General features: G+C 68.0%; 18 protein-coding genes and 4 pseudogenes. 10 read left to right on the top strand and 12 right to left on the bottom strand.

Annotated elements, in window-relative coordinates:
- Positions 1-97: 97 nt before the first annotated feature.
- From CLT72_RS31610 to CLT72_RS32945, 4 genes and pseudogenes are all read left to right on the top strand, one after another.
- Positions 98-211 (top strand): annotated as a pseudogene (locus CLT72_RS31610) (hypothetical protein); the annotation flags it as partial.
- A 311-nt stretch (positions 212-522) separates the two neighbouring features.
- Positions 523-1,350, top strand: coding sequence for a sulfotransferase domain-containing protein (locus CLT72_RS20760; RefSeq protein WP_250100348.1), 828 nt, complete (start codon positions 523-525; stop codon positions 1,348-1,350).
- Positions 1,351-1,586: 236 nt separating this feature from the next.
- Complete coding sequence (locus CLT72_RS31605; protein ID WP_144082287.1) at positions 1,587-2,153, top strand: hypothetical protein; 567 nt, start codon at positions 1,587-1,589, stop codon at positions 2,151-2,153.
- Between the two features lie 797 nt (positions 2,154-2,950).
- Positions 2,951-3,124: pseudogene (locus CLT72_RS32945) on the top strand (IS701 family transposase); the annotation flags it as partial.
- Between the two features lie 10 nt (positions 3,125-3,134).
- Here CLT72_RS32945 and CLT72_RS32940 read toward each other — a convergent pair.
- From CLT72_RS32940 to CLT72_RS20730, 4 genes and pseudogenes are all read right to left on the bottom strand, one after another.
- The gene (locus CLT72_RS32940; RefSeq protein ID WP_144082286.1) at positions 3,135-3,572 is read right to left on the bottom strand and encodes a hypothetical protein; all 438 of its coding nucleotides are present in this window, start codon (positions 3,570-3,572) and stop codon (positions 3,135-3,137) included.
- A 407-nt stretch (positions 3,573-3,979) separates the two neighbouring features.
- The gene (locus CLT72_RS20740) at positions 3,980-4,831 is read right to left on the bottom strand and encodes a hypothetical protein (protein WP_101413212.1); all 852 of its coding nucleotides are present in this window, start codon (positions 4,829-4,831) and stop codon (positions 3,980-3,982) included.
- A gap of 455 nt (positions 4,832-5,286) precedes the next feature.
- A complete protein-coding gene (locus CLT72_RS20735; protein WP_199184735.1) occupies positions 5,287-6,525 on the bottom strand; it encodes an IS701 family transposase in 1,239 nt (412 codons plus the stop codon).
- A gap of 601 nt (positions 6,526-7,126) precedes the next feature.
- Positions 7,127-8,476: pseudogene (locus CLT72_RS20730) on the bottom strand (hypothetical protein); the annotation flags it as partial.
- 257 nt (positions 8,477-8,733) lie between these two features.
- Between CLT72_RS20730 and CLT72_RS20725 the strand changes: the two are divergent.
- Positions 8,734-9,429, top strand: a complete 696-nt coding sequence (locus tag CLT72_RS20725) for a hypothetical protein (RefSeq protein ID WP_144082285.1) — start codon at positions 8,734-8,736, stop codon at positions 9,427-9,429.
- A gap of 340 nt (positions 9,430-9,769) precedes the next feature.
- Here CLT72_RS20725 and CLT72_RS20720 read toward each other — a convergent pair whose 3' ends face one another.
- Entirely contained in the window at positions 9,770-10,246 is a 477-nt protein-coding gene (locus CLT72_RS20720) for a glycoside hydrolase family 15 protein (protein WP_350823081.1), read from the bottom strand.
- A gap of 38 nt (positions 10,247-10,284) precedes the next feature.
- Between CLT72_RS20720 and CLT72_RS20715 the strand changes: the two are divergent.
- Both CLT72_RS20715 and CLT72_RS20710 read left to right on the top strand, forming a co-directional pair.
- A pseudogene (locus CLT72_RS20715) lies at positions 10,285-11,364 on the top strand (D-arabinono-1,4-lactone oxidase); the annotation flags it as partial.
- Between the two features lie 342 nt (positions 11,365-11,706).
- Complete coding sequence (locus CLT72_RS20710; protein ID WP_101413209.1) at positions 11,707-11,913, top strand: hypothetical protein; 207 nt, start codon at positions 11,707-11,709, stop codon at positions 11,911-11,913.
- A gap of 310 nt (positions 11,914-12,223) precedes the next feature.
- Here CLT72_RS20710 and CLT72_RS20705 read toward each other — a convergent pair whose 3' ends face one another.
- The 6 genes from CLT72_RS20705 to CLT72_RS32935 form a co-directional block, all read right to left on the bottom strand.
- Positions 12,224-13,306, bottom strand: a complete 1,083-nt coding sequence (locus tag CLT72_RS20705) for an AI-2E family transporter (protein ID WP_250100343.1) — start codon at positions 13,304-13,306, stop codon at positions 12,224-12,226.
- A 62-nt stretch (positions 13,307-13,368) separates the two neighbouring features.
- Positions 13,369-15,027, bottom strand: a complete 1,659-nt coding sequence (gene ggt, locus CLT72_RS20700) for a gamma-glutamyltransferase (RefSeq protein ID WP_101413207.1) — start codon at positions 15,025-15,027, stop codon at positions 13,369-13,371.
- Between the two features lie 2 nt (positions 15,028-15,029).
- Positions 15,030-15,848 (bottom strand): cysteine hydrolase family protein, encoded by an 819-nt coding sequence (locus CLT72_RS20695; protein ID WP_101413206.1) that lies wholly within the window; start codon positions 15,846-15,848, stop codon positions 15,030-15,032.
- Complete coding sequence (locus CLT72_RS20690) at positions 15,848-16,036, bottom strand: hypothetical protein (protein ID WP_101413205.1); 189 nt, start codon at positions 16,034-16,036, stop codon at positions 15,848-15,850. Before CLT72_RS20690 ends, CLT72_RS20695 begins: the two co-directional genes overlap by 1 nt.
- 14 nt (positions 16,037-16,050) lie before the next feature.
- Positions 16,051-17,673 carry an L-lactate permease gene (locus CLT72_RS20685; protein ID WP_101413204.1) on the bottom strand — a complete coding sequence of 541 codons (1,623 nt, stop codon included), beginning with the start codon at positions 17,671-17,673 and terminating at the stop codon, positions 16,051-16,053.
- Positions 17,674-18,562: 889 nt separating this feature from the next.
- Positions 18,563-19,402, bottom strand: a complete 840-nt coding sequence (locus CLT72_RS32935; RefSeq protein WP_350823089.1) for an IS110 family transposase — start codon at positions 19,400-19,402, stop codon at positions 18,563-18,565.
- Between the two features lie 379 nt (positions 19,403-19,781).
- Between CLT72_RS32935 and CLT72_RS20675 the strand changes: the two genes are divergently transcribed.
- From CLT72_RS20675 to CLT72_RS20665, 3 genes are read left to right on the top strand one after another with little or no spacing between them, the layout of a single operon-like run.
- Positions 19,782-20,465 carry a hypothetical protein gene (locus CLT72_RS20675; RefSeq protein ID WP_101413203.1) on the top strand — a complete coding sequence of 228 codons (684 nt, stop codon included), beginning with the start codon at positions 19,782-19,784 and terminating at the stop codon, positions 20,463-20,465.
- A 9-nt stretch (positions 20,466-20,474) separates the two neighbouring features.
- Positions 20,475-20,990: a hypothetical protein gene (locus CLT72_RS20670; protein WP_101413202.1), complete on the top strand. Its 516-nt coding sequence runs from the start codon at positions 20,475-20,477 to the stop codon at positions 20,988-20,990.
- Positions 20,987-21,493 carry a hypothetical protein gene (locus tag CLT72_RS20665; RefSeq protein WP_101413201.1) on the top strand — a complete coding sequence of 169 codons (507 nt, stop codon included), beginning with the start codon at positions 20,987-20,989 and terminating at the stop codon, positions 21,491-21,493. The genes CLT72_RS20670 and CLT72_RS20665 overlap by 4 nt, the downstream gene beginning before the upstream one ends.
- A 145-nt stretch (positions 21,494-21,638) precedes the next feature.
- Here CLT72_RS20665 and CLT72_RS20660 read toward each other — a convergent pair whose 3' ends face one another.
- A complete protein-coding gene (locus CLT72_RS20660) occupies positions 21,639-22,889 on the bottom strand; it encodes a S8 family peptidase (protein WP_101413200.1) in 1,251 nt (416 codons plus the stop codon).
- Between the last annotated feature and the right edge of the window lie 31 nt (positions 22,890-22,920).

Below are 22,920 nucleotides of genomic sequence, written 5' to 3'. Positions count from 1 at the left end.
GGGCGCCGGCCGAGCAGGCCTGGCATTGTTCGCCGAGATGGGATGCACCTTCACTGGAGCGTCGCCGGCGTGAAACCCAGCGTGACGCCGGCGGGCCCGCATCGTCTCGTTGACCGGTGCGGACGAGGCATTCGTGCGCCAGTCCCGCACCGGCCGCAACGTGCTGGGCGTGGCGGTCCAGCTGTGCACCCTGCCGTGGCTGGGATTCGTGCGGTATCGGCCACCTCGCTGAACTGGTCAAACGTCGACTACGCGCTTGTCAGCAACAGAACGAGCTCCTCGCCGGCTTCTTCACCAGCACCGGCATGACCCTCGAACTCGAACCACCGAGATAGCTCGTACCTTGGCCCTTCACTGGACCGCAGGCTGGTCGACGGTCGCCCGGCTCGGTAAATTAGGTCTACTATAGACGGATCAACCGAAAAGCGGGGAGGACCGTTGCGCCAACCGACGGTTCGGTACCAGAACGAGGTCATGGACAGTGGACGGTGGGAGGGTTTCCCGTTCCGTGAAGGTGACATCGTGGTTTCGACCCCCGCGAAGTGCGGGACGACGTGGACGCAGACGATCTGCGCCTTGTTGATCTTCCAGACACCGGATCTGCCGGCACGGCTGGACGACCTCACCTACTGGCTCGACATGTTGACTCGCAGCCGGGACGACATCTTCGCGTTCTACGAGGCGCAGCGGCATCGCCGTTTCATCAAGACTCATACGCCCTTCGATGGGCTGCCCATCCATGATGGGGTGACCTACGTCGCGGTCGGTCGGGATCCCCGGGACGTCGCGATCTCCTGGGACGCCCATATCCAGAACGTCGCCCAAGAGGCCTTCGACGCGATGCTGGCGGCCGGCGGTAGCCCGACCCAGGAGCCCGCCGATACGGCTCCGGCGCCTGCGGAGTCCGCGTACAACCGTTTCTGGGCCTGGCTGGAGGACACCAATGTGCAGGTGGGCCTGCCGTCGATGCTGCACCACCTGTCGGGGTTCTGGGCCGAGCGGGAGCGGCCCAACGTGCTGCTGCTGCACTACGACGATCTGAAGTCAGATCTTGAAGGCCAGATGAGGTTCCTCGCCGGGCGCCTCGGAATCGAGGTGCCGGAGTCGCGGTGGCCGGATCTGGTGCGGGCGGCGACATTCGACTCGATGCGCGGCCGGGCGGAGGCTCTGACCCCGGTCGCGGCGATGTGGCGCGATCCGAAGCGGTTCTTCAACCAGGGTGTCAGCGGCCAGTGGCGGGACCTGCTCGACGAAGATGACCTGCGGCGATACGAGGATCGGGTCGCGAAACTGGCCGAGCCCGACCTCATCGACTGGTTGCACCGCGGCCCCATCGTCCCCGCCCGCTGACCCTGCGCTGCCCTCCTTCCTCGCTATCCCGCCTTACACAACTGTGCTGCTCTACGGCGCCGCCCCGACCTGCATGTCCCTGCGAGGGCGTAACGCCGCCTTGGATGTGTACAAGTTTCAGTGGCTCCGATGTCGATGACGGAAAGTAGCCGGGCTTCGAAGTGACCATGGCCGGTCCTGCTGCGGGGGTTTCCCTCTGGGTTTGGTCAAGTCCCGGAAGGGGTCGACGTCAACTGGTGGGTGAGGTCGTCGAGGCAGGCAGTGAGGTCGGCGGCGGTGGACATTTCGTAGTAGGTGCTGGTGCTGGTGCTGGTGCTGGTGCTGGTGACGGTGGCTGTGGCGATCTGGGCGAGGTCAAGTTCGGCTTCTCGGCATTGTTGCTGGTGACGTTGCTGTGGTTAACAGCCTGTCAGACCGCCAGACGCCCCAGCGAGAGTGTGCAGCGATGCGCCCGAGGGCTCACCGTCGACGGGTATGCCCAGACGCAGCCGTACGAGGACCGGACCTGGTTGGAAGTCGGATTCATTGGCCCGGCATCAACAAGCGGAGCAGAGAAGGTGAAGCTCGATCCGGCCGGGAAACTATCACTGGCACTGGTTCCGCAGCGGCCGAGTGGGCCGTATGTGGTGATCGCCGAAGGTGAGGTGCGGTTGGCGGCCGACACCTGCTCTATCTCGGTGGAGAAGTTGAAACAGGGTTTGGAACCGCCAGGGCACCTGGGCATCTCACCAGAGCAGTCGGCTGCCGTGGCTGGCGGGGAGAGCGAGTTGATCATCTTGATGATCGGCCCGGAGACGATCTGACGGGCACTGGTTCCTGGCATGCGGTTCGGAATGGTGGGGTGCGTACATCGAGGTACGCACCCCACCGCCGTGGTCGGCATCTTGTGTTCGGCACCGAGAGTGGCCTGGGAGCACCGGCGATCAGGGCCGTTTTCCATTGAGTCGATCGCTGCGCCTACGGGTCGAAGCGGTTGCGCAGACGCCGCCGGCTAGCAAGGAGAACGCCAGTACATGCAACAGTCGTACGCCCGACGCGGCGACATGGCGGGAGGCCGGTAGTTGCGGTAGCGCCATTACACCGAGTGAGAGTGTGGTCGCTCCGACCGAATAGAACACTGCTGGCCACGCCGGCCGCCTCTGCTCTACGGGCGTATGTAGACGCTACGGATCAGAAGGTTAGGGGTTCGAGTCCCTCCGGCCGCACCAACGTGACCAGGGAAGATAGCTGACCGGCTGGGGCTGCTCCGGGACAGCAGGTGGAAGGCGCGGTCGGGGGCACTGGTGGAGGGATCAACTCCGGTCTGCTGGCCCGGCGGCTGGACCGGCCGCTACGCGGAGCACGTCTGATGTTTTGCGGCCCTCCCGGGCTGGGTAGTGGCCAGGCTGCAGGGCCAGCCCGGCCACTACGAGGGGACCCGCGCTGCCGTCGTGCCATAACCAGAGGCGTTTGAGATCGGGCAGGACTCGCACGCCAAGTTGGTGGGCCATCGAGTCGATGGCCTCGATCGTGGCGGACGGGCGTAGTGACTCGTAGGTCGCTGGGGCCTGTTCCCGCAGCCACCGCTCCAGCCTCGCTCAGACTGACGATCATCGACACGGACCCCGACCCGCTGATCATCGCGTTGACCGTCGCCGAGATTCGCCGACTCCTCAACGCCTTCGTCCTCGCCGTGGCGCTACCGCCGGAGCACACCCTGCGCTGGTCAATCTGGCGGCGAACATCCCAAGCCCGAGCCCGCCGATCCCACTATCAGCGCAGACAGGCCAAGTGACGTTGGAATATTAGCCAGGCTCCCTCGCCTGGCAGACCCGGGGTGGCGGCTTATCGCCATAGTTCAGTTCCGGGCAGTAACGGAGCTTGGGCTTGGGGGAGACGGTCCATTCGTATCGAGCAGCCTGGTAGCCCATGAATGTTGTGCGTCCGCAGCAGCGGAAGTATCCGCCTGCCTCGTCACGCAGCTCGTAGCTCTGGGTCACCCCATCGACCTCAAGGTCGACGCGCAGGTAGTAGTTCCACCCCCCGATCGGAAAGTTTTCGCCGACCGACTCGATGCCGGACAGGTCGACCAGCAGCCGGATCGTCTGCCCTGGTACGAGCAGGTGCGGCCCGCCGAGGTCGAGGATGTCGGGCGTGGCCTTGGGGGCGGGAGGTTCTTCACGGCAGGCCACCTCCACCCACGGGCCCTGCTCCCGCTCCCGGGCAATCTGCGCAACCGGCACAGCCACGACTCTGTGAACCGCCACGTCTACGCGGCGCTCGCCGCGAATGGTCAGTAGGTGGAGGGGTTCGAAGCCGACGGGGACGGCACCTCTGCGCTGTGCCCACGAGGCGAACTGCTGGCAGTCCCGTACCTGCGATGGTGGGACCGTCCGAGCCTGCGCCTCCGCGACTTCGAGGGCCAGCTCGCTGCTGTTCCGGGTGCCCGCGAGCGTGGCGGCCAGCGAAACCCCGTCGGCGCTGCTGGCTGTCGGACCGGCGGAGGACGGGCTGCCCGTGGGTGCCGCCTGGGGCGGCAGCGCCGGGCGGTCGTCGTCGCCAACGTCGCGTAGGGCTTGGACCACGGCAAAAGTCAGTGCCCAGGACAGCGCAAACGTGGCGAGTAGCACGGCGCCCCGGCGCCTGGCGTTCATATCAGCGGCTCGAAAGGGCCGGGGCCGTCGTATACGAGGCCCATCTTCGCCATGCTGAAGTAGTAACGGTCCTGGTAGTGGCGGGCCAGGCTGGTGCTGCGGAACGGCTGCCCATCGTGATCGACGGTGACCACCCGCTTCTCGCCGTCGAGGTCGAGGTCGAAGTCGATGACCCACTCGTGGTACGACCGGTCTGTCTGAGCCTGCACATCGATCGTGATCGGCTCACCCGGCGCGAGGGTTAACGAACGGTCGTCGACATATGCCCCGCCGAGTCGCTTGTCGGGTCCGATGACCCGCGCGACGCTGTCGGGCTCGTCCAGGTCAAAGCCGATCTTCAGCGGCTCCCCGTCGCCCTGGCTCTGCTGGAACACGTACGCGTGCGGCAGGGGCGCCGAGCGACGCAGCACCCGGGCCCGGATCTGGGTGACGAAGACCGGGGCGGCCCACTGCCCGACCACCGAGAGCCGTACCCGGGTCAAAAGTCGGTACGGGTGCTTATCGCTGGTACTAACAACCGCGTCGATGCCGCGTTCGGTGGCGATTTCCGCGAAGGCTGGCGTGCCCAGCCGCTGTCGGACCTCAGCTGTCAGGGGCGCGACTGCCAACCAGATCTTCGCCTCGTCGGACCGGTCGTAGTAGTAGGCATTCAGCGACAGCGGAGCTTTCCGGCGGGCTTCCTCACGCTTGGCGGCCTCTACCGCACGATCGTCGCGTATTGCCTGCGCAGGTGAGGTGAGTCGATCGTCCAATTCGGTGACCAGTGCGGTGAAGATGGCGGCTGCGGCCCCGCCACCAGCCGCCCAGAGCAGGTTCCGGCGAGAGAACACCGTGTTCTCCTCCCGCATGGGCGGGTCGCCCGCGCCACCCTGCGTTTCATCGTCCTGCCGGGGTGGACCGGCGCGGTCGGCGCGGCGTTCCTGTCCCGTCGCCGGGGCGCTACCGTCCGGTTGCTCCGTCGACGGGACTGAGGGCGGCTTCTTCCGACGCCGACCTGGCCGTTTACTGGGCTTGGACGACGGCACGTATCCCCCTCAAACAACGACCAGCGCGAAAGCGCGACGCTCTTGACCATCGAGTACCAGGGCGGAAGGCACTGGTAACAGTGCAGAATACAATAACCCGGCAAATGTTCGGTTCGCCCTCACAGCGGGTCTACGTGTGGCCCACAGCCACCGCGCGATCTTCGGTTGTCCGCACAGACCACCGATGATCGACCCGGTGGCCGTCCTCATGCCTACGCCACGCCCAATGCCGAAACCAAGTGACGTTGGAGTATTAGTACTCCAGCCGGGGATTGTGATCACGGCTCGGTGAGGTCTTGTCGGGTGTAGTGGCTGGTCATGGCTTGGGCTTGGTGGCGTCGTCGGCGGATGGACCAGAGCAGTGGGTCCGCTCGGCGGCGGGTGGGTTCGATGATCAGGACGTGGAACAGGTGGCGTAGTTCGTTGACGGTCAGTCGGATCAGCCCGGCCGGTTGATGGTGGTGGTTGGCGGTCGCGGCGGCGAGGAATGCGTGGGCGAGGATCACCAGGGTGGTCCAGCGGTGCCATGACGTCCAGCGGCGGTGTTGGTGCTGGTCGAGGCCGAGTCCGGTCTTCGCGGCCTGGAACGATTCTTCGATTTTCCAGCGGCGGCCGGCGACCGTGACCAGGCGGTGGAGTGGGACGGGTTGCGGTGACCAGCAGCGGTAGAAGGCCAGTTCACCGGTGCGGCGGTTGCGGCGGGTCAGGAGCCAGTGGTGTCCGCCGTGTGCGTCGGTGGCGTGCGGTAGGGCGGTGTAGGACCAGTCGTACCAGCGGTGGCCTTTCGCGCCTCGGCCGGCGGAGATGCGCTGCCAGGCGGTGGTGGGAAGACCGGTGGCCAGGGCGTCGACGCGGTGGACGCCGAGGCTGGTGGTGACCTGGTGGGAGCGGGCCACGGCCAGGACGTAGCCCAGGCGCAGCTGACGTAGCCGGGCGGCCAGGCGTGGATCGTTGCCGTAGGCCTCGTCGCCGGCCACCCACCCGCACGGCAGCCCGGCGGTGACCGCGGTGGTGATCATCCGGGACGCCAGCTGCGGTTTCGTGGCGAACCGCACCTGCTCGGGGACACCGGCCCGTGTCCGGCGTTCGGGGTCGTCGCACCAGGATTTCGGCAGGTAGAGGGCCGCGTCGAGCATCGCGTGAGCGGTGTCGGTGGCGTAGACGAGGTGCACGGCGAGCTGGCAGTTCTCGATCTTCCCGGCCGTGCCTGAGTACTGCCGCTGGACACCGACGGTGTGCCGGCCCTTCTTCAGGTCCCCCGTCTCGTCGATGACCAGCACCGCCTCGGTATCACCGAGGTGCTGGGCGACGAACTCGCGGACATCGACACGAACGGCGGCGTCGTCCCAGCGCACCCGGGTCAACAGGTCCTGCATCCCGTCCGGGCCGCTGTCACCGGCGTGCTCGGCGATCGTCCAGCAGTTCTTCGACGGTAACGGCGCCAGCAGGCCCCGGACGAAGTCACGCACCCGACGGCGAGGCTCGGGCCTGCGGAAACGTCCCCCGACCGTCAGCATCAGGCCGTCGAACAACACCCGCCACCGCTGAGCGTCTACCCTGTATCCCGCAGCCACCGCCGCGTCATGGTCAGTCCACACAACCGCCCATGATCGACGGTGGCTGCACCCGTTCACACACCACACCAAGCCCCAGCTCAGCCAAGGTCAACATCCCCGGCTGGAGTATTAGGCGGGCTGAGGACATGAGAGTCGACAACGCTGCTGAGCGAGATGGCCTTTGTGCTCTACTCCGGGAGCGGCGAAGAGCGCATCGCGGCGTACCTCGCCCGCGCTGGCATCGGCTCCCACGCTGGCACTGATTCGGTGACGCGGTTATGTCGATGAGCTGTCGGAGCTTGAGTGCCGCAGCTGTGGTGAGTTGGGGTGGCGTCGGTCGCGGACGTAGACGACGGCGGGTTTGCCGGCAGTTGACGCGCCGCCGATCCACCTCGTTTCTTGTCATCGGCCGCTGCCTCGGGTGGTCAGGGGCCGTCAGGTGGGCTTGCCTAGCTTGATTTTCAACTCGTGCGGCGCGGGCGAGGAGGGGCGGAGGTGTTCGGTTTCGCGAGCGAAAGGGGGCACCGACGAGTCCGGCGGTGCCCTCTTTCCGGGGCCGGTGTTACTCGCTGACGACGACTATCCGACGTCGCCGGGCGAGGAAGAACAGTGCTGCGCCGATCGCCACCGCACCGCCGCCGATTCCGCCAATGAGCGCCGCGTTCGCCCCGGTGACCGGCAGGCCACCGCCGCCACCGCCGCTGACCGTGACGACCAGCTTGACCTCGTTGTTGGCCGGGTTGGACTCGGTGCTTTCCGGGAACGATCGGACCCGCAAGGTGCCGTTGTCACCCGGCGTGGAGATGATCCGGAGCTTCATCTTGCCCTTGACGCCCTGGTAGCCGGAGGCCTTGGCCGGGAACTCACCCTCGGTGCTGCAACTGACCTCGGGCAGTTCCTTGGCTGGGCGGCCGTGCTCGTCAAGGAAGTAGCACCAGGGCCCGTCGTACTGAGCGTCGTTGACCAGCACGGTGCCGGTCGGTGCCTTGAACGTCCAACCGGCCCCGCCGTCGGCCGGGCCGTTGTTGATCACCGTGTACGGAATCTCGACGATGTCGCCGATGCTGCCGCTGACCGACCCGGCGGTGACAGCGAAGTCGTGCGTGTTCGGCTTGGTCCAGATGGCGAAGCCGGCCCAGTTGTTGTCGGTATTGCCCTCACTTCGGGCAGCGATCCGGGTGGTGGGCTTCAGATCGGCGATCGCGTCCGCGAACTTCTTGCCGGACGATCCCTTGCGGGTCAACTTTGTCGGTGCCCGCTCGGACTCAAGGTCGTCAACGAGGCCGACCTGAACGGATCCGCTAGTCTCCTCGGGGCCGCGTAGGTTCTTGCCGAACGCGGCGTGGAAGAGCGACTCGCCGGTCTCGTCGACGAAGACGAGTCCTTCGCCGACACCGAGCGGGTCCAGATCTGGAGGTGCCGGGCAGGTGACCACATTGGGGCCGTACACGTAACCGGCGGGGTGCTCCCCCGGCCACCAGTCCCGGTACTCGCAGTCCGAGTACTGCTCGACGATGCCGGCGCCCGTGGGCACCGAGATCTGGATGTACCAGTCGCCAGTAGCTGTGTCGCCGTCGTTGTAGATCGCAGCCGCTACCGGACGCACGTCACCGCCGCCGACGCGGTCGTTCGCGCTGTTGATATCCGCAGTGGACGCGACCAGATCAGGGCCGCTCGCCACGATCGTGACCTCGAGGTCACCACCGCCGGTGTATTCGGCGCCGTCCGGGCCGAAGGCGCGTATCGTGCCCTTGACCGATCCGGCGGGGCCCGGCTTGGACTGTTGCTTGCTCTTCAGTTCGAACGCGTGCAACCACTCGGTGTGCTCCGCGGCCAAGCCAGAAAGTTCGCATGTGACGATCTGGCCGCCGAGCTCACAGTAGTCGATCCAGTCCGGCACACTGACATTGACGCCAGCAGTCCGAGGTGTCGTCCGCGGTGTGTCCGCTTGCGTCCTTTGATCTTCTTCGCTGCGTCGATGCCCTGGCCGAGCTCCGGCAGATTGCTGGGTGTCTTCACATTTTGCTCCAATTCCCGACAGTGTCGGAATCCAGGCGGAGCAAGCTCCCGAAGCCGGAAACCGCGATTTGATGTCCTCTGGCGACAGAGAAGAACCACCGTACGAGACGGATTGGCCCCGGAGGATGGCAGATGTACGACATCAGAAAGATGGCGAGGGACACCGGTCGCGACACCAGGCGACGTTGGCTGGCGGAGGCCCTCGCGGCGGTGGCGTTGCTGGCCGGACTGCTGACCGTTGCCTCACCGGCGCAAGCAGTGCACCTGGCATCGGGACCGTACACCTGCGCGACCGGCTACGTCTGGCGAGAGGCGGTGCCGGGCGACCAGGTCTGTGTGACCCCGCAGACGCGGTCCGACACCCAGACCGAGAACGCCCTGGGGCCGTCACGCCGAGAGCCCAACGGCTTCTGCAAGGCGGGCTTCGTGTGGCGTGAGACGCGACCCTCGGACCTCGTCTGTGTGTTCCCGTCCAGCCGCGACCGGGCTTACAGTGACAACGCCAACGCGCCCTGGCGGCTGGTCGACCCGGGTGCGACGCCACGTGGGGGAGTCTCCGTCACCACCACGTTCCACCAACTCGGCGGCTACCTGTACGCCACCGGCAGCGGGCTCTCCCCCAACCGGCCGGTGCGCTTCTACGCGGTGCGGATCAACACGGTCGGCCCGTACTCGCTCGGGTCACTGACCGCAAACAGCAGCGGCGCAATTTCCGGCTGGCAATACGTCGCGGACATCCGCTGCCGCTCGGGACAGACCCAGCCGGCCATCATCGTTGTTCTCGACCAAGGCTCCGGCGTGGTTACCACCGCCGGCACTACGGACGCCTTCCGCCGCTGCGGTTGACTCATCTGGGGGAAGAGCGGGTTGGGCGCCGTCGAGGGCAACGGGTCCGTCCGCTGGTGCATTCGCCGCGGTTCGCCTGATGTGGTCGGCCACCGGTCCTGGTATGCCCGGATCGGGGCGAAGCAGAAGTGGCTGTGGCCCGACGTGCACGAGTCGGGCCGCAGCCGCTTGTCGACGGCGGGAGTTGTCAGGCAGCCGCCGCGACCGGCGCGTTACGGGCTGCGCGGCGGGCGGCTGCAGCACGGCCTGCCCGCCGCTGGCCAGGTTGCTCTGCCTGCGCTCGCAGGTGCACCAGGGTCTCCGGCGAGGCGAGACTCGGCGCACGAGTGAAGTAACGCTGCTACCCCGTCTCCGGCTCCCGGCTGGTCCAGGACCGCGCGGCCCAGGCGTGCAGGGCGTCGCTATCACCGGCCGCATCCAGGTTGAGCGCCGCTTCGATCGATGCGAGATGGGTGAAGGCCTGCGGGTAGTTGCCCAGAGCGGTGCCGTCGCCGGCGAGCTGTTCGGTAAACAGGCCGAGCGGTCCGGCGTACGACAGCAGCTGGTCGAATAATGCGCGCGCCTCGTCGTGGCGTCCGGCGAGGACGAGGGCGGAGACCAGTTCGAAGGAGCAGAGAAGGAAGGCGCCCTCATCGCCGGGCAGCCCGTCGTCGATGGCGTAGCGGCGGATCAGCGCCGGGCCGACGGAGAGGTCCCGCCACACGCGTTCGATCGTGCCCACCACCCGGGGTCGTGACCGGGGAGGAAGCCGACCAGCGGGATCCGGAGCAGCGACGCATCCAAGTCGGCCCAGGACCCGGGCGACTACCCCGTGCACCGTCGGTAAGCCGTCCCGTCCGGATCGGAGGGGGCAGGGTGGAGGGGTCGTTCGTCAACTGGTCCGGCAGCCTCCGCTTCGCGCCGGCGGAGTTCGCGATGCCGGCCGACGAGGATGAGGTGTGCGCTGCCGTGCAGCGCGCCCGAGAGTCGGGTACGACCATCCGACCCGTCGGGTCCGGTCACTCGTCCAGCCCGTTGGTGCGGACCGACGGGATCCTGCTGAGCCTGGACCGGCTCGCCGGGGTCATCTCGAACGAGGGGAACCTCGCCACCGGCTGGGGCGGCACCAAGCTCAGGGTTGCTCGGGGAGGGCCTGTACGACGCGGGCCTGGCAATGGACAACCTCGGTGACGTCGACTACCAGTCCATCGTCGGGTCGACCGCCACCGGCACCCACGGCACCGGCGTGGGGTTCGGCAACCTCAGCACTCAGGTGGCGGGCGTGCGGCTGGTCACCGGCACCGGCGAGACGCTAGACATCGGGCCGGACCGCAACGCCGACCTGCTGCCCGCCGCGTGCCTGTCCCTCGGTGCCCTGGGCGTCGTCACGCGGGTGACACTCGACGTGCAACCCCGCTACGAACTCCACCGCCGCTCGTGGTGCGCCCCGAATCGACTGGACCCTCGACCACCTTGCCGAATTGCAGCACACCAACCGGAACATGGACTTCTACTGGTATCCGCGCAGCGGACCCAGATGCGGGTGATGAACCGCGCCGACGACGGCGCCGACAAACAACCGTGGCATGCGCCCAGGGTGCCGGGCTCGGCGCCCTGGGTGAACCCCGCGAAGTTCGGGCCGGTCCCACCCACCGGACCATCCCCCGGCACCGGGAGCTGCGGTTCGAGGAGATCGAGTACATGCTGCCGTCGGAGGCCTTTCCCGCCTGCTTCGCGGAGGTACGCCAGCGGCACCGCCGGGTGGCCGCCTGGCGGGTGCTGGTGCGCAGCATCGCCGCCGATGACGTGTGGCTCAGCAATGCCTACGGGCGGCCGACCACCACGATCGCCTGCCTGCAGAACACCTTACTGCCCTACGAGGAGTACTTCCGGGACATGGAGGCGGTGTTCCGCCAGTACGGCGGACGCCCGCACTGGGGCAAGAAGCAGGTTCTCCGGCACGATCGTGGTCTCCCAACTGCGGACCGTTGCCAACGAGCTGCTCCGGACCACCGGCGTGCGACGCGACGAGGCGCGTCGGCTGGTCCGCCGTGCCGCCGCCGGGTGATGGGCGCGCCGTCGCCTTCAAGCGCCAGCTTCAGCATCCGGCAAGCTCGCCGCGAGCCGTGGCCGGCTGGTGAATAGCTTGCGCACAAGCGCAATCCCCGACGCGATATTCCTCAACCGAAGAGGCTCCGACACGAAACTGTCATGGGTAACCGCAAACTCTGAGGGCACGTTCACCGGGACGGCGACGAGGATCGGACACGTCGACGCGACAACGAAAGGGGACGACCCATGCCGAACATCCAGCAGCCCGAGATGCGCCGCAGCGGCGAGACCCGCCTGGTGCAGGACAGCGACGGCCCTCAGGGCGGCACCGGCAAGAGCCCACGGGCCGAGCATCGCACCGTACCCCCGGAGCAGCAGTCCCCGTACGGCCCCGGTGTCACCGCAAGCAGCTCACACCAGGAGCCCACGGGGCGCGAGGCCGAAGGCGAGTAGGAATCCTGCTGGCCGGGCTTCTCGTCCCGACGACTGTCGGCTAGCCACGGTCCCGGGCCAAATTGCTTGGCCCGGGACACCGCCGTAGTGCCGCCACCCTACTGACCGACGCCCGGCCATACCCCGGTCGCACGCCGTGCCAGCTACGCCGGGAGTGGGGAAAGGTGGTCGCCCACGTCCAACCCGGTGCAGGTGCCGTGCGGCCCCGGCCCTCCGTGGAAGACGCTGTGCAGCCGGCGTAGCTCTCGCGCCGGATGATCGGAGTCATCGACCCGTACGTCGAGGGTGAGCGCCCTCGGCAGGGGTACCGTTATGGCTGCTCTGGCGGTGGGTCCGGTTTCGGTGCCGGTTGGGCGGTGGTGCGCTGTTCGGCCTGATGCCTTAGCAGGACGGAGCCGCTCTGGTGCAGCACCGCGAGGACCGGCACGGCGATGACGGCTCCCGCGATGCCGGCGGTCAGGGTGCCGGCGGTGACCGCGAGGAGTACGGGGGCGGGGTGCAGTTTCAGGGCTCGGCCGACGATCAACGGTTCCAGTAGGTTGCCTTCGAGTTGTTGGACGGCGATGACGGCGGCGAGGACGAGCAGGGCGTCGGTGGGTCCGTTGGTGACGAGGGCAACGAGTGCGGCGGCGGCGCCGGCGACGGTGGCGCCGACGATCGGCACGAAACCGCCGAGGAAGGTCAGCAGCGCCAGTGGGAGGACCAGCGGCACACCGATCACCAGCAGGGCGATGCCGATGCCGATGGCGTCGACCGCCGCCACGACCGCCTGGCCGCCGATGTAGCGGCTGACCGCCCACCAGCCGGCCCGTCCGGCCTCGTCGACCGGTGGGCGCAGCCGGTCGGGGAACAGCCGGAGCAGCCAGCCCCACATCCGGGAGCCGTCCTTGAGGAGAAAGAAGAGCAGGACGAGGGCTAGAAGTACGGCACCGACCGTCTCCAGGGTGGCGGTCGCGGTCGCGGCGGGATCGATGTCCGCGGAGGCGTCGGTCAGGGACTGCTGTAGCACCTCGATGGCGGAATCCAGCTGTTCCTCGTCGATCGGTAGCGGGCCGCTGACGATCGTCTGCTGGACCTCTTCCAGACCATCGGACAGCGTTTCGCCGAGGTCGTCGAACTGGTTGGCGATCTGGTTCGTGACCAGGAAGCCGGCGAGCGTGAGGACTCCCACCAGGGTGAGCACGCCGCCGAGGGCGGCCAGCGCGGCGGGTACCCGGATGCGGCGCAGCAGTTTGCTGATCGGGTTGAGCAGCGCGGTGAGCAGCAGCGCGATGACCACGGCCAGGGACAGTGGGGCGACGGCGAGCAGGAGCCGACCGATCAGGTACACGGTGGCGGCCACCACCAACAGGCACGACCCGTAGATGGCCGTGACGCGCAGCAGCCACGGCACGGCCTCCCATGGTCTTTTCCGGGTCGGTCCCTCGGCAGCCAACGGTCTCCCGTCCGAATCGTTCAGTAGCCGAGGGCGGCGCCATCACCTCGGGGGTCCGCGCCGGCCTCCAGCAGTCCGCGTTCGTGGTCGATCCGGATGGCGTGGGCGTGGCCCAGGTTGTCGTCCCAGTTCGGCAGCATTCGTACCGGCTGGCCGCGGCGTTGTAGTTCCCTGACGATCTCGTCGCCGATGCGGCCCTCGAGGGACAGGTCCTGGGCGGTGGTGCCCCAGGTGCGGCCCATCAACCAGCGGGGCGCCTCGATGGCCTGCTGGACGTCGTACCCGAAGTCGATCGTTCGGGTCAGGAGCGCGGCGTGGGTCTGTGGTTGGCCCTCGCCACCCATGCTGCCGAAGGCCAGCCACGGTCTGCCGTCCCGGCAGACGAGACCGGGGATGAGGGTGTGGAAGGTGCGCTTGCCCGGCTCCATCCGGTTCGGGTGGTTCTCGTCGAGGGAGAAGAACGAGCCCCGGTTCTGCGGGATGATGCCGGTGTCCCCGGCGATGATCGCGCTGCCGAAGTCGTGGTAGATGGACTGAATCGCGGAGACGACCAGGCCGTTTTCGTCGACGGCGCTGAACGCGCAGGTGTCGCCCTGCGGGGACCGCCGTCGGGCCTGCGGGCCGAATCGGATGCCCGGTTCGACGTCCGCCATCACCATGGCCCGGTCGGGTCGGATCAGCTCGCGGCGCCGCGTCGCGTAGTCCGGGTCGAGCAGCTCGGTGACCGGGATGTCGAGCCAGTGCTTGTCGGTGAGCCATTCGTCGCGGTCGGCGAAGGCGAGTTTCACCGCTTCGGCGAGATGGTGGTAGTAGTCGGGGGTGCCGTCTCCCCAGGCGGCCACGTCATAGCCGGAGACGAGGTTGAGGATCTGCAGGGCGGCGAAGCCCTGGGTGTTCGGGGGGAGCTCGTAGACGGTGTAACCCCGGTAGTCGGTGTAGATCGGATCTTCCCAGTGTGCCTGGTAGGCGGCGAAGTCGTCGACGCGCAACGGCGATCCGGTAGGGGCGAGCGCGGCGCAGATCCGCTGGGCGAGGGCACCTTCGTAGAAGCCGCCGCGGGCACCGCCGGCGGCGATGGCCGCCAGCGACCGGGCCAGGTCCGGCTGGGCCAGCCGGTGGCCCTCGCGGGCGGCACGCCCGTCCGGTACGAAGATCCGTGCCATGGATTCCTCGCCGTTTAGCAGGTCCAGGTCTTCGACCAGCCAGTCGGACAACGATCGGGACACCGGAACGCCGTGCCGCGCGTAGTGGATGGCGTCGGCGAACAGGTCGGACCAGGGCAGCCGTCCGTGGCGTTCGTGGGCGAGCCGCCAGCCGTCGACAGCGCCGGGTACGGTCAGCGCGGCCAGACCGCCACGGGAGGGCACCTCGTCGGTGTGCCCCCGCTCCCGGTAGTAGTCCCGGGTCGCGGCGGATGCGGACGGGCCGGAGGCGTTCAGTCCGCGTACGGTTCCGTCGGGTTCGGCGATCAGCCAGAAGCCGTCGCCACCGAGCCCGGCCATGTGCGGGTAGGCGACGCAGAGCATGGCGTTGACGGCGATGCCGGCGTCCACCGCGCTGCCCCCACGGCGCAGCGCGTGCAGGCCGGCCTCGCTGGCCAGGGTGTGCGGCGAGGTGACCGCGCCACGGTCGACCCGGGTGGGTGGCCGGCCGGTACGCGGGCCGTGCGGAGCGGTCATCTTCAGGTCCCCGATCGTGGTCGGTATGGCTGCGGGTCGGCGAACCGGTCGCTGGTGGTGACGAAACCCCAGCACTGCTTGGTGTTGAACACCACGGCGTCCTTGCAGTACGACGGGCTGGAGGTGGCCGTCGCGTCGGCGATGAGCACCGGGTTGTAGTCGCGGAAGTAGGCGTCCTCCAGGGTGGTGCTGACGCACTGGTCGGCGTTCACGCCGCAGACGAAGAGCGTCTGGATGCCCTGGGTGCGCAGCACCTGGTCCAGATGGGTGCCGTAGAAGCCGCTCATCCGCACCTTCTCGACGTGGATGTCGTCGTCGCGCATGTGGCTCTTCACCTCGTCGACCAGCTCCGCTCCCCAGGACCCCGCGGTCAGCACCGATCCGTTGTCCAACTCCTCGCCGATGCCCTGTTGGTCGCGGCGGTGTTTGAAGGAGAAGAGGGTAGGGGCGCCGAGGTTGCGCAGGTCGGGCCGGTTGTGCCAGTAGATCCAGATGACGAACATGTCGTGCCGGCGGGCGGCCTCGATCGCCCGCCGCACGCCGGGAATCGCCTCCCGGCAGGCCCGGTAGTCCAGGCCCGAGCGGTCGGTCCAGCCGCCGGGGGCGCAGAAGTCGTTCTGCATGTCCACCACGGCCAGCGCGCCCCGATTGAGGTTGTCCACGAACGGCAGCAACTCGGCGTCGAAGCGAACCAACTGCCCGTCGGTGTGGTGCGGCGACAGGTGCACGTGGTCCTCGTAGAGGTGCCAACGGTCGGCACTGGCACCGAGTTGCACGCCCCCGTCGCCGGTGTCGGCGTAGATCTCCCGGAACCGGCCCATCATCCCTCCTCGTCCCCGCCGCCAGCGGGTGCGAACTTCAGCACGATCGGTATCGCGCCGGCGACCCCGACGAGTGCCAGGCCCGCCCACCACGCCGGCGACGTGTCGGTGTCGGCGCCGAGGCTGAGGGCCGGCAGCGCGACGAGGAACAGCACCAGCGCCAGCAACAGCCAGCGGAGCTCGGTCATAGGTCCTCCCGATGTCAGACGAACAGCAGGGTCAGCAGACCGATCACGACGGCGACGGCCATCGTCCAGGGCAGCGTCTTGCGCAGCACCTGGCCCTCCTGGCCGACGATGCCGGCGGTGCCGGTACCGAGCACGATGTTGGCCGGGGCGATCGCGTTGCCGACCGCCCCTCCGGCACTCTGCGCGGCGATGATGGCGTTGCCAGACAGCCCCGTACCACTCGCCACGCCCTGCTGCAACTGGCTGAACAGCACGTTCGATGCCGTGTTGCTGGAGGTCATGAAGGCGCCGAGCAGCCCGATGAAGTTCGCCACGAAGGCGTAGACCAGCGGCGGGGAGACCGTCTCGATGCCCTGCGCCAGCACGTCGGTCAGGCCGGAGTGCTCCATCACCCCGGCGAGCACCAGGAACGACAGGATCGCCACCGACGCGGGTGCCGCGTTGTCCGCAAGGGAGGACCAGACCGACTGCCGGCCGGCGCGCTCACGCTGCGCCGCGAAGAAACCCCGCAACCGGAAGGCCATCCACGTCACCGCCGTCGCGACGATGAGGGCGAACCCCGGGTGGGTGAACGGTGAGATCGGCGAGTACGGACGCTCCCCCTCACTCGCCACGTCATAGCCGGTCGTGACATCGGGGAACGGGAAGCCGAACTCCACCTGGTCGAGCAGGTTCTCCACGGGCGGAATCGCCAGGGTGAGTACGGCGACAGCGGTAAGCACGGCGTACGGCAGCATCGCCCACGCCAGGCCCATCGTCGGCCTCGCGTCCTCGTCCTCGGCGGCGTCCCCGGCGTCCTCGCTCATCGCCGGCCGCCGCTCGATGTCGCGCGCCGGCTCGCGGTAGCGCGACCACCGGGACAATGGATACAGAGCGACCAGGGCCACCGTCGTGGCGAGGAAGTTCGACAGCAACGGCTCCCAGTACATGATCACGAACTGCAGGCCGGCGTGGATCGCCGAGATGATCAGAACCAGCGGCCAGGCCAGCCGGACCGCCGCGCCGCGGCCCGCCATCCAAGCGATGGTGACCCCGGCCATCAGGGTGATCGGCGCCAACAGCACCGCGGTGATCAGCGCGGTGGTCAACTCGCTGTCCAGCTCGACCACCTGCAGGGTGGCCAGCCAGCCGACCGCCAGGGTGCCGAACATGTTCGCCCAGGCGTGCCCGATCAGCGGGATCGCCACCGCGTACACGGCCCGCACGCCGATCGCCAGCAGCAACGGCGCGACGATGGCGATCGGCGCGCCGAAGCCGGCAATGCCCTGCATGAAGGACGCGAACACCCAGCCGAACGCGAGCACCAGGAAGACGTGGTTGCGGCTGTAGCGCGACAGCCCTCGACGCAGGGCGTCGAAGGCGCCGGCTGCGGTGCCGATCCGGTAGAGCAGCAGTGCCGGCCAGATCACCAGCAGGATGAAGATCGCGTCCCAGATCCCCTTGCCCGCACCGACCGCGACCGTCTCCCACGGCGTACGGAAGAACACCAGGGCGAGCAGCACGGCCAGGAACATGCCGACCGGCCCGGCCTGCGGCGCCTTCCAGCGCAGCACCGCCAGGAGAACCAGCAGGACCACGATGGGGCTGATGGCCAGCAGCCAGGTGCCGACGTTGATGGGCAGACTGGTCTCATTCATGTCAGCTGCCACGGCGCGCGGGATGCGACGGGCGGCAGGTGCGAGCGGCCATGACCAAGTTCTAGTCCAGCTCAGCGCCAATTTTGCCAATACGTGTGTTTTGCCCTTCTCCGCACGTCAGCCTGGCGTTCGCCGCGGGACTCTGCGGGTAAGTGGGCCTATGCCGTCAGTGGGTGGCGCGGCCAGTGAACGCTCAGCGGGGGCCCGGGCGAGGCGGCTGGGTCGCCGGGTTTGGACCCTGACTTGGCGCCGCCTGCAGAACAATCTGCTCGTGGCGGGGCTGGCCGCGACCGCGTACCCGTGAACGGAACGTGCGAGTGTTGCCTTCGTCGCCGGGCGAGGCCAACCACCCGCCAAGCTGGAACTCCTCAACGGGTCGGACGGCTGGCCGAAGCGGATGGGCTGGCGAGGCTACGTCCGGTGTGCCTATTCGTACGTATGGGTGAGTGCCGCGCCCGGGTCCGTTGCCACCGAATGCAGATCTCGCGGGCCTGACGTTGTCGTGAGGTGATCGTGTGGTGCTCCGGTGTGCTCGGACGCACGGCACCCCATCAGCACGGGTGCGACTGTTCCAGCACCGCAGCAGCTCCTCCAGCCGTCGGCAGTGGTGGCTTGTCGAGTGGAACGCGCGGACCAGCGGAAACGGAAGCCCTCCATGCGGACGGAGAGCCGCTGAGTCAGTGCATCTTAGGAGTCTAAGATAAGGATAGAGATGATATGCCCGGTTCCGACTACGGATCAGAAGGTTAGGGGTTCGAGTCCCTTCGGGCGCACTTCACGATCAAGGCCGTGACCAGCAGAAATGCCGGTCACGGCCTTGATCGCTTCTGCATGCTGGGACGAGTTCTCCCAGTATCTAGGCCCTGGTGCTCCTTTGTCGCTGTGCTGTTCAGCAGGGTCCGTGCCGGTGGTCTGAGCCGTCCAGGTCGTTTGCGTGTCGGCTGGTCTGGATCGGTCGTGCGTCAGAGCGCAACCGTCGTCCACTACGGTCACGACTGTGGATCTTGCCTGAAAGGCTGGCGCTCGGACGGTCGGCCGCCGTTGACCTGGGCTGGCGCAGGGGTGGCGAACAGGGGTCGGGGTGCCCGACGGCGTGAGTGTCCTGGGTGACGGGCGGGAGATCCACGCAATCTGATTGAGGCACGTGTAGCGGCCTGCGTGGCGGGCAACCCGGCTCTCCTGGGTAGTGGGGAATCTCGCCCGCGTTCGGCACGGATGGCAGTGCACTGTCATGGCTCCCCTCTGTGTCAAGACACAGCCGGGAGGGGAGTTCATCCTGGGTCTCGGCGGGTCCGGGAAGTGACTTCTCCGAAGAGCCGGCTGGGGGATGCGAGTCGGTCACGCTGGAGCCAGTTGCCGTTCCCCGTTGTCCTCCCGGGCCCGCCGCCGTGGCCACCGCGTCACTGATCATGCACCGGTAGACGACGTCAGACAGCAGTTGGTGTAGCTGGGGCACCACCCGGGTGTGGTCCTCACCGAGAGAGCGACGCCGGTCGACCAAGATCCGCAGCAAGGCTAGCTGTTCATCATTGACCACTGGACGCAGCCCGGCCATGCGGGTGCCGACCAGCGCGATGCAGTGGGCGTCGGTGGCATCAGTCGTGCGGCCCTGCCCGGTGGCGAACACCCGTGCCCGGGCGGACAGCTTCGGCGGCACATCGACAACCTGCTCGCCCTCGGCCAGGAGCCGGGTGGCGATGTGCCGACCGCTCCCCTGGCAGCCCTCGATTCGCCCAGGCGTTGATGTTCGCCGAAGCCGACGCGATCTGCGGCGCCGGGTACGGGCAGCGCAGCGACGAGCGGGCCAACTCCCGCAACGGCAACCTGCGGACTGAAGCGCTTGAAGATTCACGAGTGTGCTCGCTTCTCGGCCGGGCGCGGCCTCCGGGACGACGTCAGGCCAGACAGGACAATTGCGGACCACACTGGGACCCTGGGTCGACGGCCGGATCACCATTCCCGGCTGATCCGGTCGGCCAATCTATCGGGATTCCGACTCATGCCGATGAATGGTGCTCGGCTTGACGTAATTCGGCCCTATTTATGGTGCTCGGCACCCTGATCACCTGTTGTAATCTGGCGAGAAGCGGCGATCTGAAGGCGGCCGAATGACCATTGAGGACAGGTACCGCGCTCTGCAGGAAGCCCTTCAGAAGAAGGCGGACGAGCTGGCGAGCATTCTCGACGAGGCGGGGGCTGAAGCGCGCGCGACCGACAGTCGTACACGGGAGCCGCTGGCCGAGGTGGAGAAGGGCATCCAGGATGCGCGACAGCTCGCCGACGCCATCACCCGGGACGGCGGTGAAGCCGCCGCCGACCTGGCCCACGAGAAGCTCGTCGTGGCCATCAACCAGTTGGCGGCGGTGCTGGAGACCGTCGGCCGGAAACTCGACCACAAGAGGGTCGACCTCGATTACTGCCATTCGGCCGGTGCCATTGAGGAGCGGGTGGAAGGGGTCGGGGAGAGCGGCGCCGTCCACGTCGCGTCACCGACGTTCGCCGACGACGCCCGGCACTTCTTTCCCGGCGGCTCGGTCGGCGGGCGGCTCATTCCCCGCGGCTGGTACTCCATTCCCTGGTGGCGGGACGTGAAGCCGAGCACGGTCGCCAACGCGGCCGGCACCGGCCTGGTGTTCGGCGGGGTGGCGCACGAGTTCTATGAGCACGTGCTCGCTCATCTTCCCGGGCAGCCGTCCTCCGAGACTTGGGCGAAGGGTGTCACTGCCACCTATCGGGTCTCCACCGACTGGTGGCCTTTCGACGGTGACAGCGTTCTCGACTGGCTGTTCTGAGGAGGCGGGATGAGCGAGAAGGCCTTCGGCCCGTACCGGATCAGGCTCACCCACGACACCGCCGGCTACGCCGTTTCCACGCAGGATGGCGACCTGTTCACCGCCGACTCGGTCGAGTTCAAGGACTCGGTGGTCAAGCGTCTGCGCATCGACCTCCCCGGCCGTGGCGCTCCGGTTCCGCTCACCTACAGCGCGGGCCGGAAGAAGCTCTCGGTGAAGTTGGCCAAGAGGCTCGGCAAGGCCGCGATGATCGCTTTGATCATATTCGTGAACAAGGAGAACGCCCGCAAGGGATACGTGAGAGGCGCTCGCGTGACACCCGAACTTCCGGGCAGCCCAGGGAGCACCGCCAAGAGAGCGGGCGCGGTCGCGGCCGGCGGGGCGGCCATCAAGAGCGGGAAGGACATCGCCGACTTCGTCAACCGACCGCAGGAGGGCTACTACGACGGCCAGGGGCAGCTCGTGGTCCGCGGCGTCCTCGGCCGTCCGGATCTCCTGCCCCGTGGCGCGGCACTCGACCTGTGAGCGCACTCCAGGTACCACTGGTCACCGCGACCGCCACCCTGGCCGCCGCGCTGCTCGCCGCCTCGGTCACCGTCTGGAACGAGCGTCGCAAGCGGCTGCTGGAGGCAAAACAGGCCGCGTACGCCAAGGCGACCAGCACATTGCAGCTCATCCGGCAGCACGCGGTGATCGACCAGTTGTTCGCCGACCAGGTCGACGCCCTCGTCGGGCGGTTGCTTCAGAACGGTGACCCGGCCGAGCTGCGCGACGTCGTGCGGAGCACCGTCGAATCCCTGGAACGTCGCCGCGACCGGTTGCTGGATCATGTCCTGCGACCGTTGCTCGAGGCGGAGGCTGGGGTGCAGGTGTTCGGCAGTGCCCGGGTCATCCGGGCCATGGAGGAGGCGTCCACCCTCGTCGCGGACATGCTCGGGCCCGAGCCGGGTGCCTTCGACGCGGTCCGGTTCGACGCGGCAGTGCGGGTGCTGCGGGAGGCGGTACGCAAAGAACTTCGCATCCGTTGACGTACGGATCAGAAGTTTAGTGGTTCGAGTCCCTTCGGGAGCGGGCAGCCGGTCGGGCGACCCGGACCGGCCCCGCGCGGCCTGCCCGCTCCCTTCCCGGATGGCGGGCGGTTGGCCGCGTGGGCCGGCCGATGACAGGGCCAGGTCAGAGCGCGGGGGACAGGTGCAGGAGACGGTTGGGCGAGCCGACCCCCGGGTTGATCACGACCGGGCTGGCGACGCTGAACAGGTAGCTGGCCACCTGGGCCGGTGTCCAGGTCGGGTTGTTGCTGAGCACCCGAGCGGCGACGCCGGCGACGAGCGGCGCGGCGTGTGAGGTGCCGCTGATCGTCTGGGTCGCGGTGACCGAGTTCCACCAGGCCGACGTGATGCGCTCGCCGGGAGCGAAGATGTCCAGGCAGGGGCCGAAGTTCGACCAGCTTGCCCGGTTGTCGTTCGTCGACGTCGCGCCTACGGTCAGCGCGGTCGGCACCGACGCGGGTGAGACGGTGCAGGCGCTCGCGTTCGAGTTGCCGGCCGGAACCGTTACCGTGATGCCGTCGGCGACCGCGTTCGTCACTGCGGTGTTGAGCGCGAGGGTGGGGCTGGTCAGCACGCCGATGTTCGCCACGGCCGGCTGCCCGGTGGGGTGGTTGGCGATCATCCAGTTGATCCCGTTGATCAGCATCGACAGCGTGCTCGGCAGGGCGCAGTCGAACACCTTGACCGCGACCAGCACGACGTTCTTCGCCGCCCCGTAGGTCGTCCCGCCGACGGTGCCGGCGACGTGGGTGCCGTGTCCGCTGCAGTCGTTGGCCGGGAGCGCGCCGTCGACGGCGTCGTAGCCGTACACCGCCTGGCCGCCGAACTCGACATGGTTGATCTGGATCCCGCTGTCCACGATGTACGCCCGGACGCCCGTCCCGACACTGGTGAAGTTGTAGGTACCACTGAGTCCCAGCGGTGCGTCGACCCGGTCGAGGTTCCACGGCGCGTTCGTCTGGGTGGTGGCCAAGCTGATCAAACGGTCCTGCTCCACGACCGCCACCGCCGGGTCGGCGGCCAGCCGGCGGGCCACCGGCTCGGAGGTCCGCACCGAGAAGCCGTTCAACGCGTCGCGCCAGACCTGGTCCGGGCGGAAGCCGTACCGGTCGGCGAGGCGGGACACGCCAGCCTGTCGATCGCCGACCGTACCGCCGCTGTCCTTGAGGGTGACCACGTAGCTGCCGGGCACGGAGGTGGCGTTGCCGGTGCCGAGGATCTCGCCGGTCGTCCCGGTCCGCATTCCGGTGGCGGGTGTCGCAGTGGCCGGTCCGGCAGCCACGGTGAGGAGCATGACCGTGGTGGCGAGCGTGGCCATGGCGGCCGTTCCGGCTCGACGCTCGCGGGCGAAGATCGTGTGGCGGTGGAGTCTCATCTCCCAGCCTCCTTTTGTTCCGGCCATTCCG

It is taken from the genome of Micromonospora sp. CNZ309 (genome assembly GCF_002846525.1).
This window is presented reverse-complemented; position numbering and strand designations above follow the sequence as displayed.

Bases quoted from the DNA above. Each gene is read 5' to 3' on its own strand.
- CLT72_RS20740 (WP_101413212.1), bottom strand. From the start codon at position 4,831: ATGCGGGAGGAGAACACGGTGTTCTCTCGCCGGAACCTGCTCTGGGCG.
- CLT72_RS20735 (WP_199184735.1), bottom strand. From the start codon at position 6,525: ATGCTGACGGTCGGGGGACGTTTCCGCAGGCCCGAGCCTCGCCGTCGG.
- CLT72_RS20725 (WP_144082285.1), top strand. From the start codon at position 8,734: ATGGCGAGGGACACCGGTCGCGACACCAGGCGACGTTGGCTGGCGGAG.
- CLT72_RS20710 (WP_101413209.1), top strand. From the start codon at position 11,707: ATGCCGAACATCCAGCAGCCCGAGATGCGCCGCAGCGGCGAGACCCGC.
- ggt (WP_101413207.1), bottom strand. From the start codon at position 15,027: ATGACCGCTCCGCACGGCCCGCGTACCGGCCGGCCACCCACCCGGGTC.
- CLT72_RS20695 (WP_101413206.1), bottom strand. From the start codon at position 15,848: ATGGGCCGGTTCCGGGAGATCTACGCCGACACCGGCGACGGGGGCGTG.
- CLT72_RS20690 (WP_101413205.1), bottom strand. From the start codon at position 16,036: ATGACCGAGCTCCGCTGGCTGTTGCTGGCGCTGGTGCTGTTCCTCGTC.
- CLT72_RS20685 (WP_101413204.1), bottom strand. From the start codon at position 17,673: ATGAATGAGACCAGTCTGCCCATCAACGTCGGCACCTGGCTGCTGGCC.
- CLT72_RS20675 (WP_101413203.1), top strand. From the start codon at position 19,782: ATGACCATTGAGGACAGGTACCGCGCTCTGCAGGAAGCCCTTCAGAAG.
- CLT72_RS20670 (WP_101413202.1), top strand. From the start codon at position 20,475: ATGAGCGAGAAGGCCTTCGGCCCGTACCGGATCAGGCTCACCCACGAC.
- CLT72_RS20660 (WP_101413200.1), bottom strand. From the start codon at position 22,889: ATGAGACTCCACCGCCACACGATCTTCGCCCGCGAGCGTCGAGCCGGA.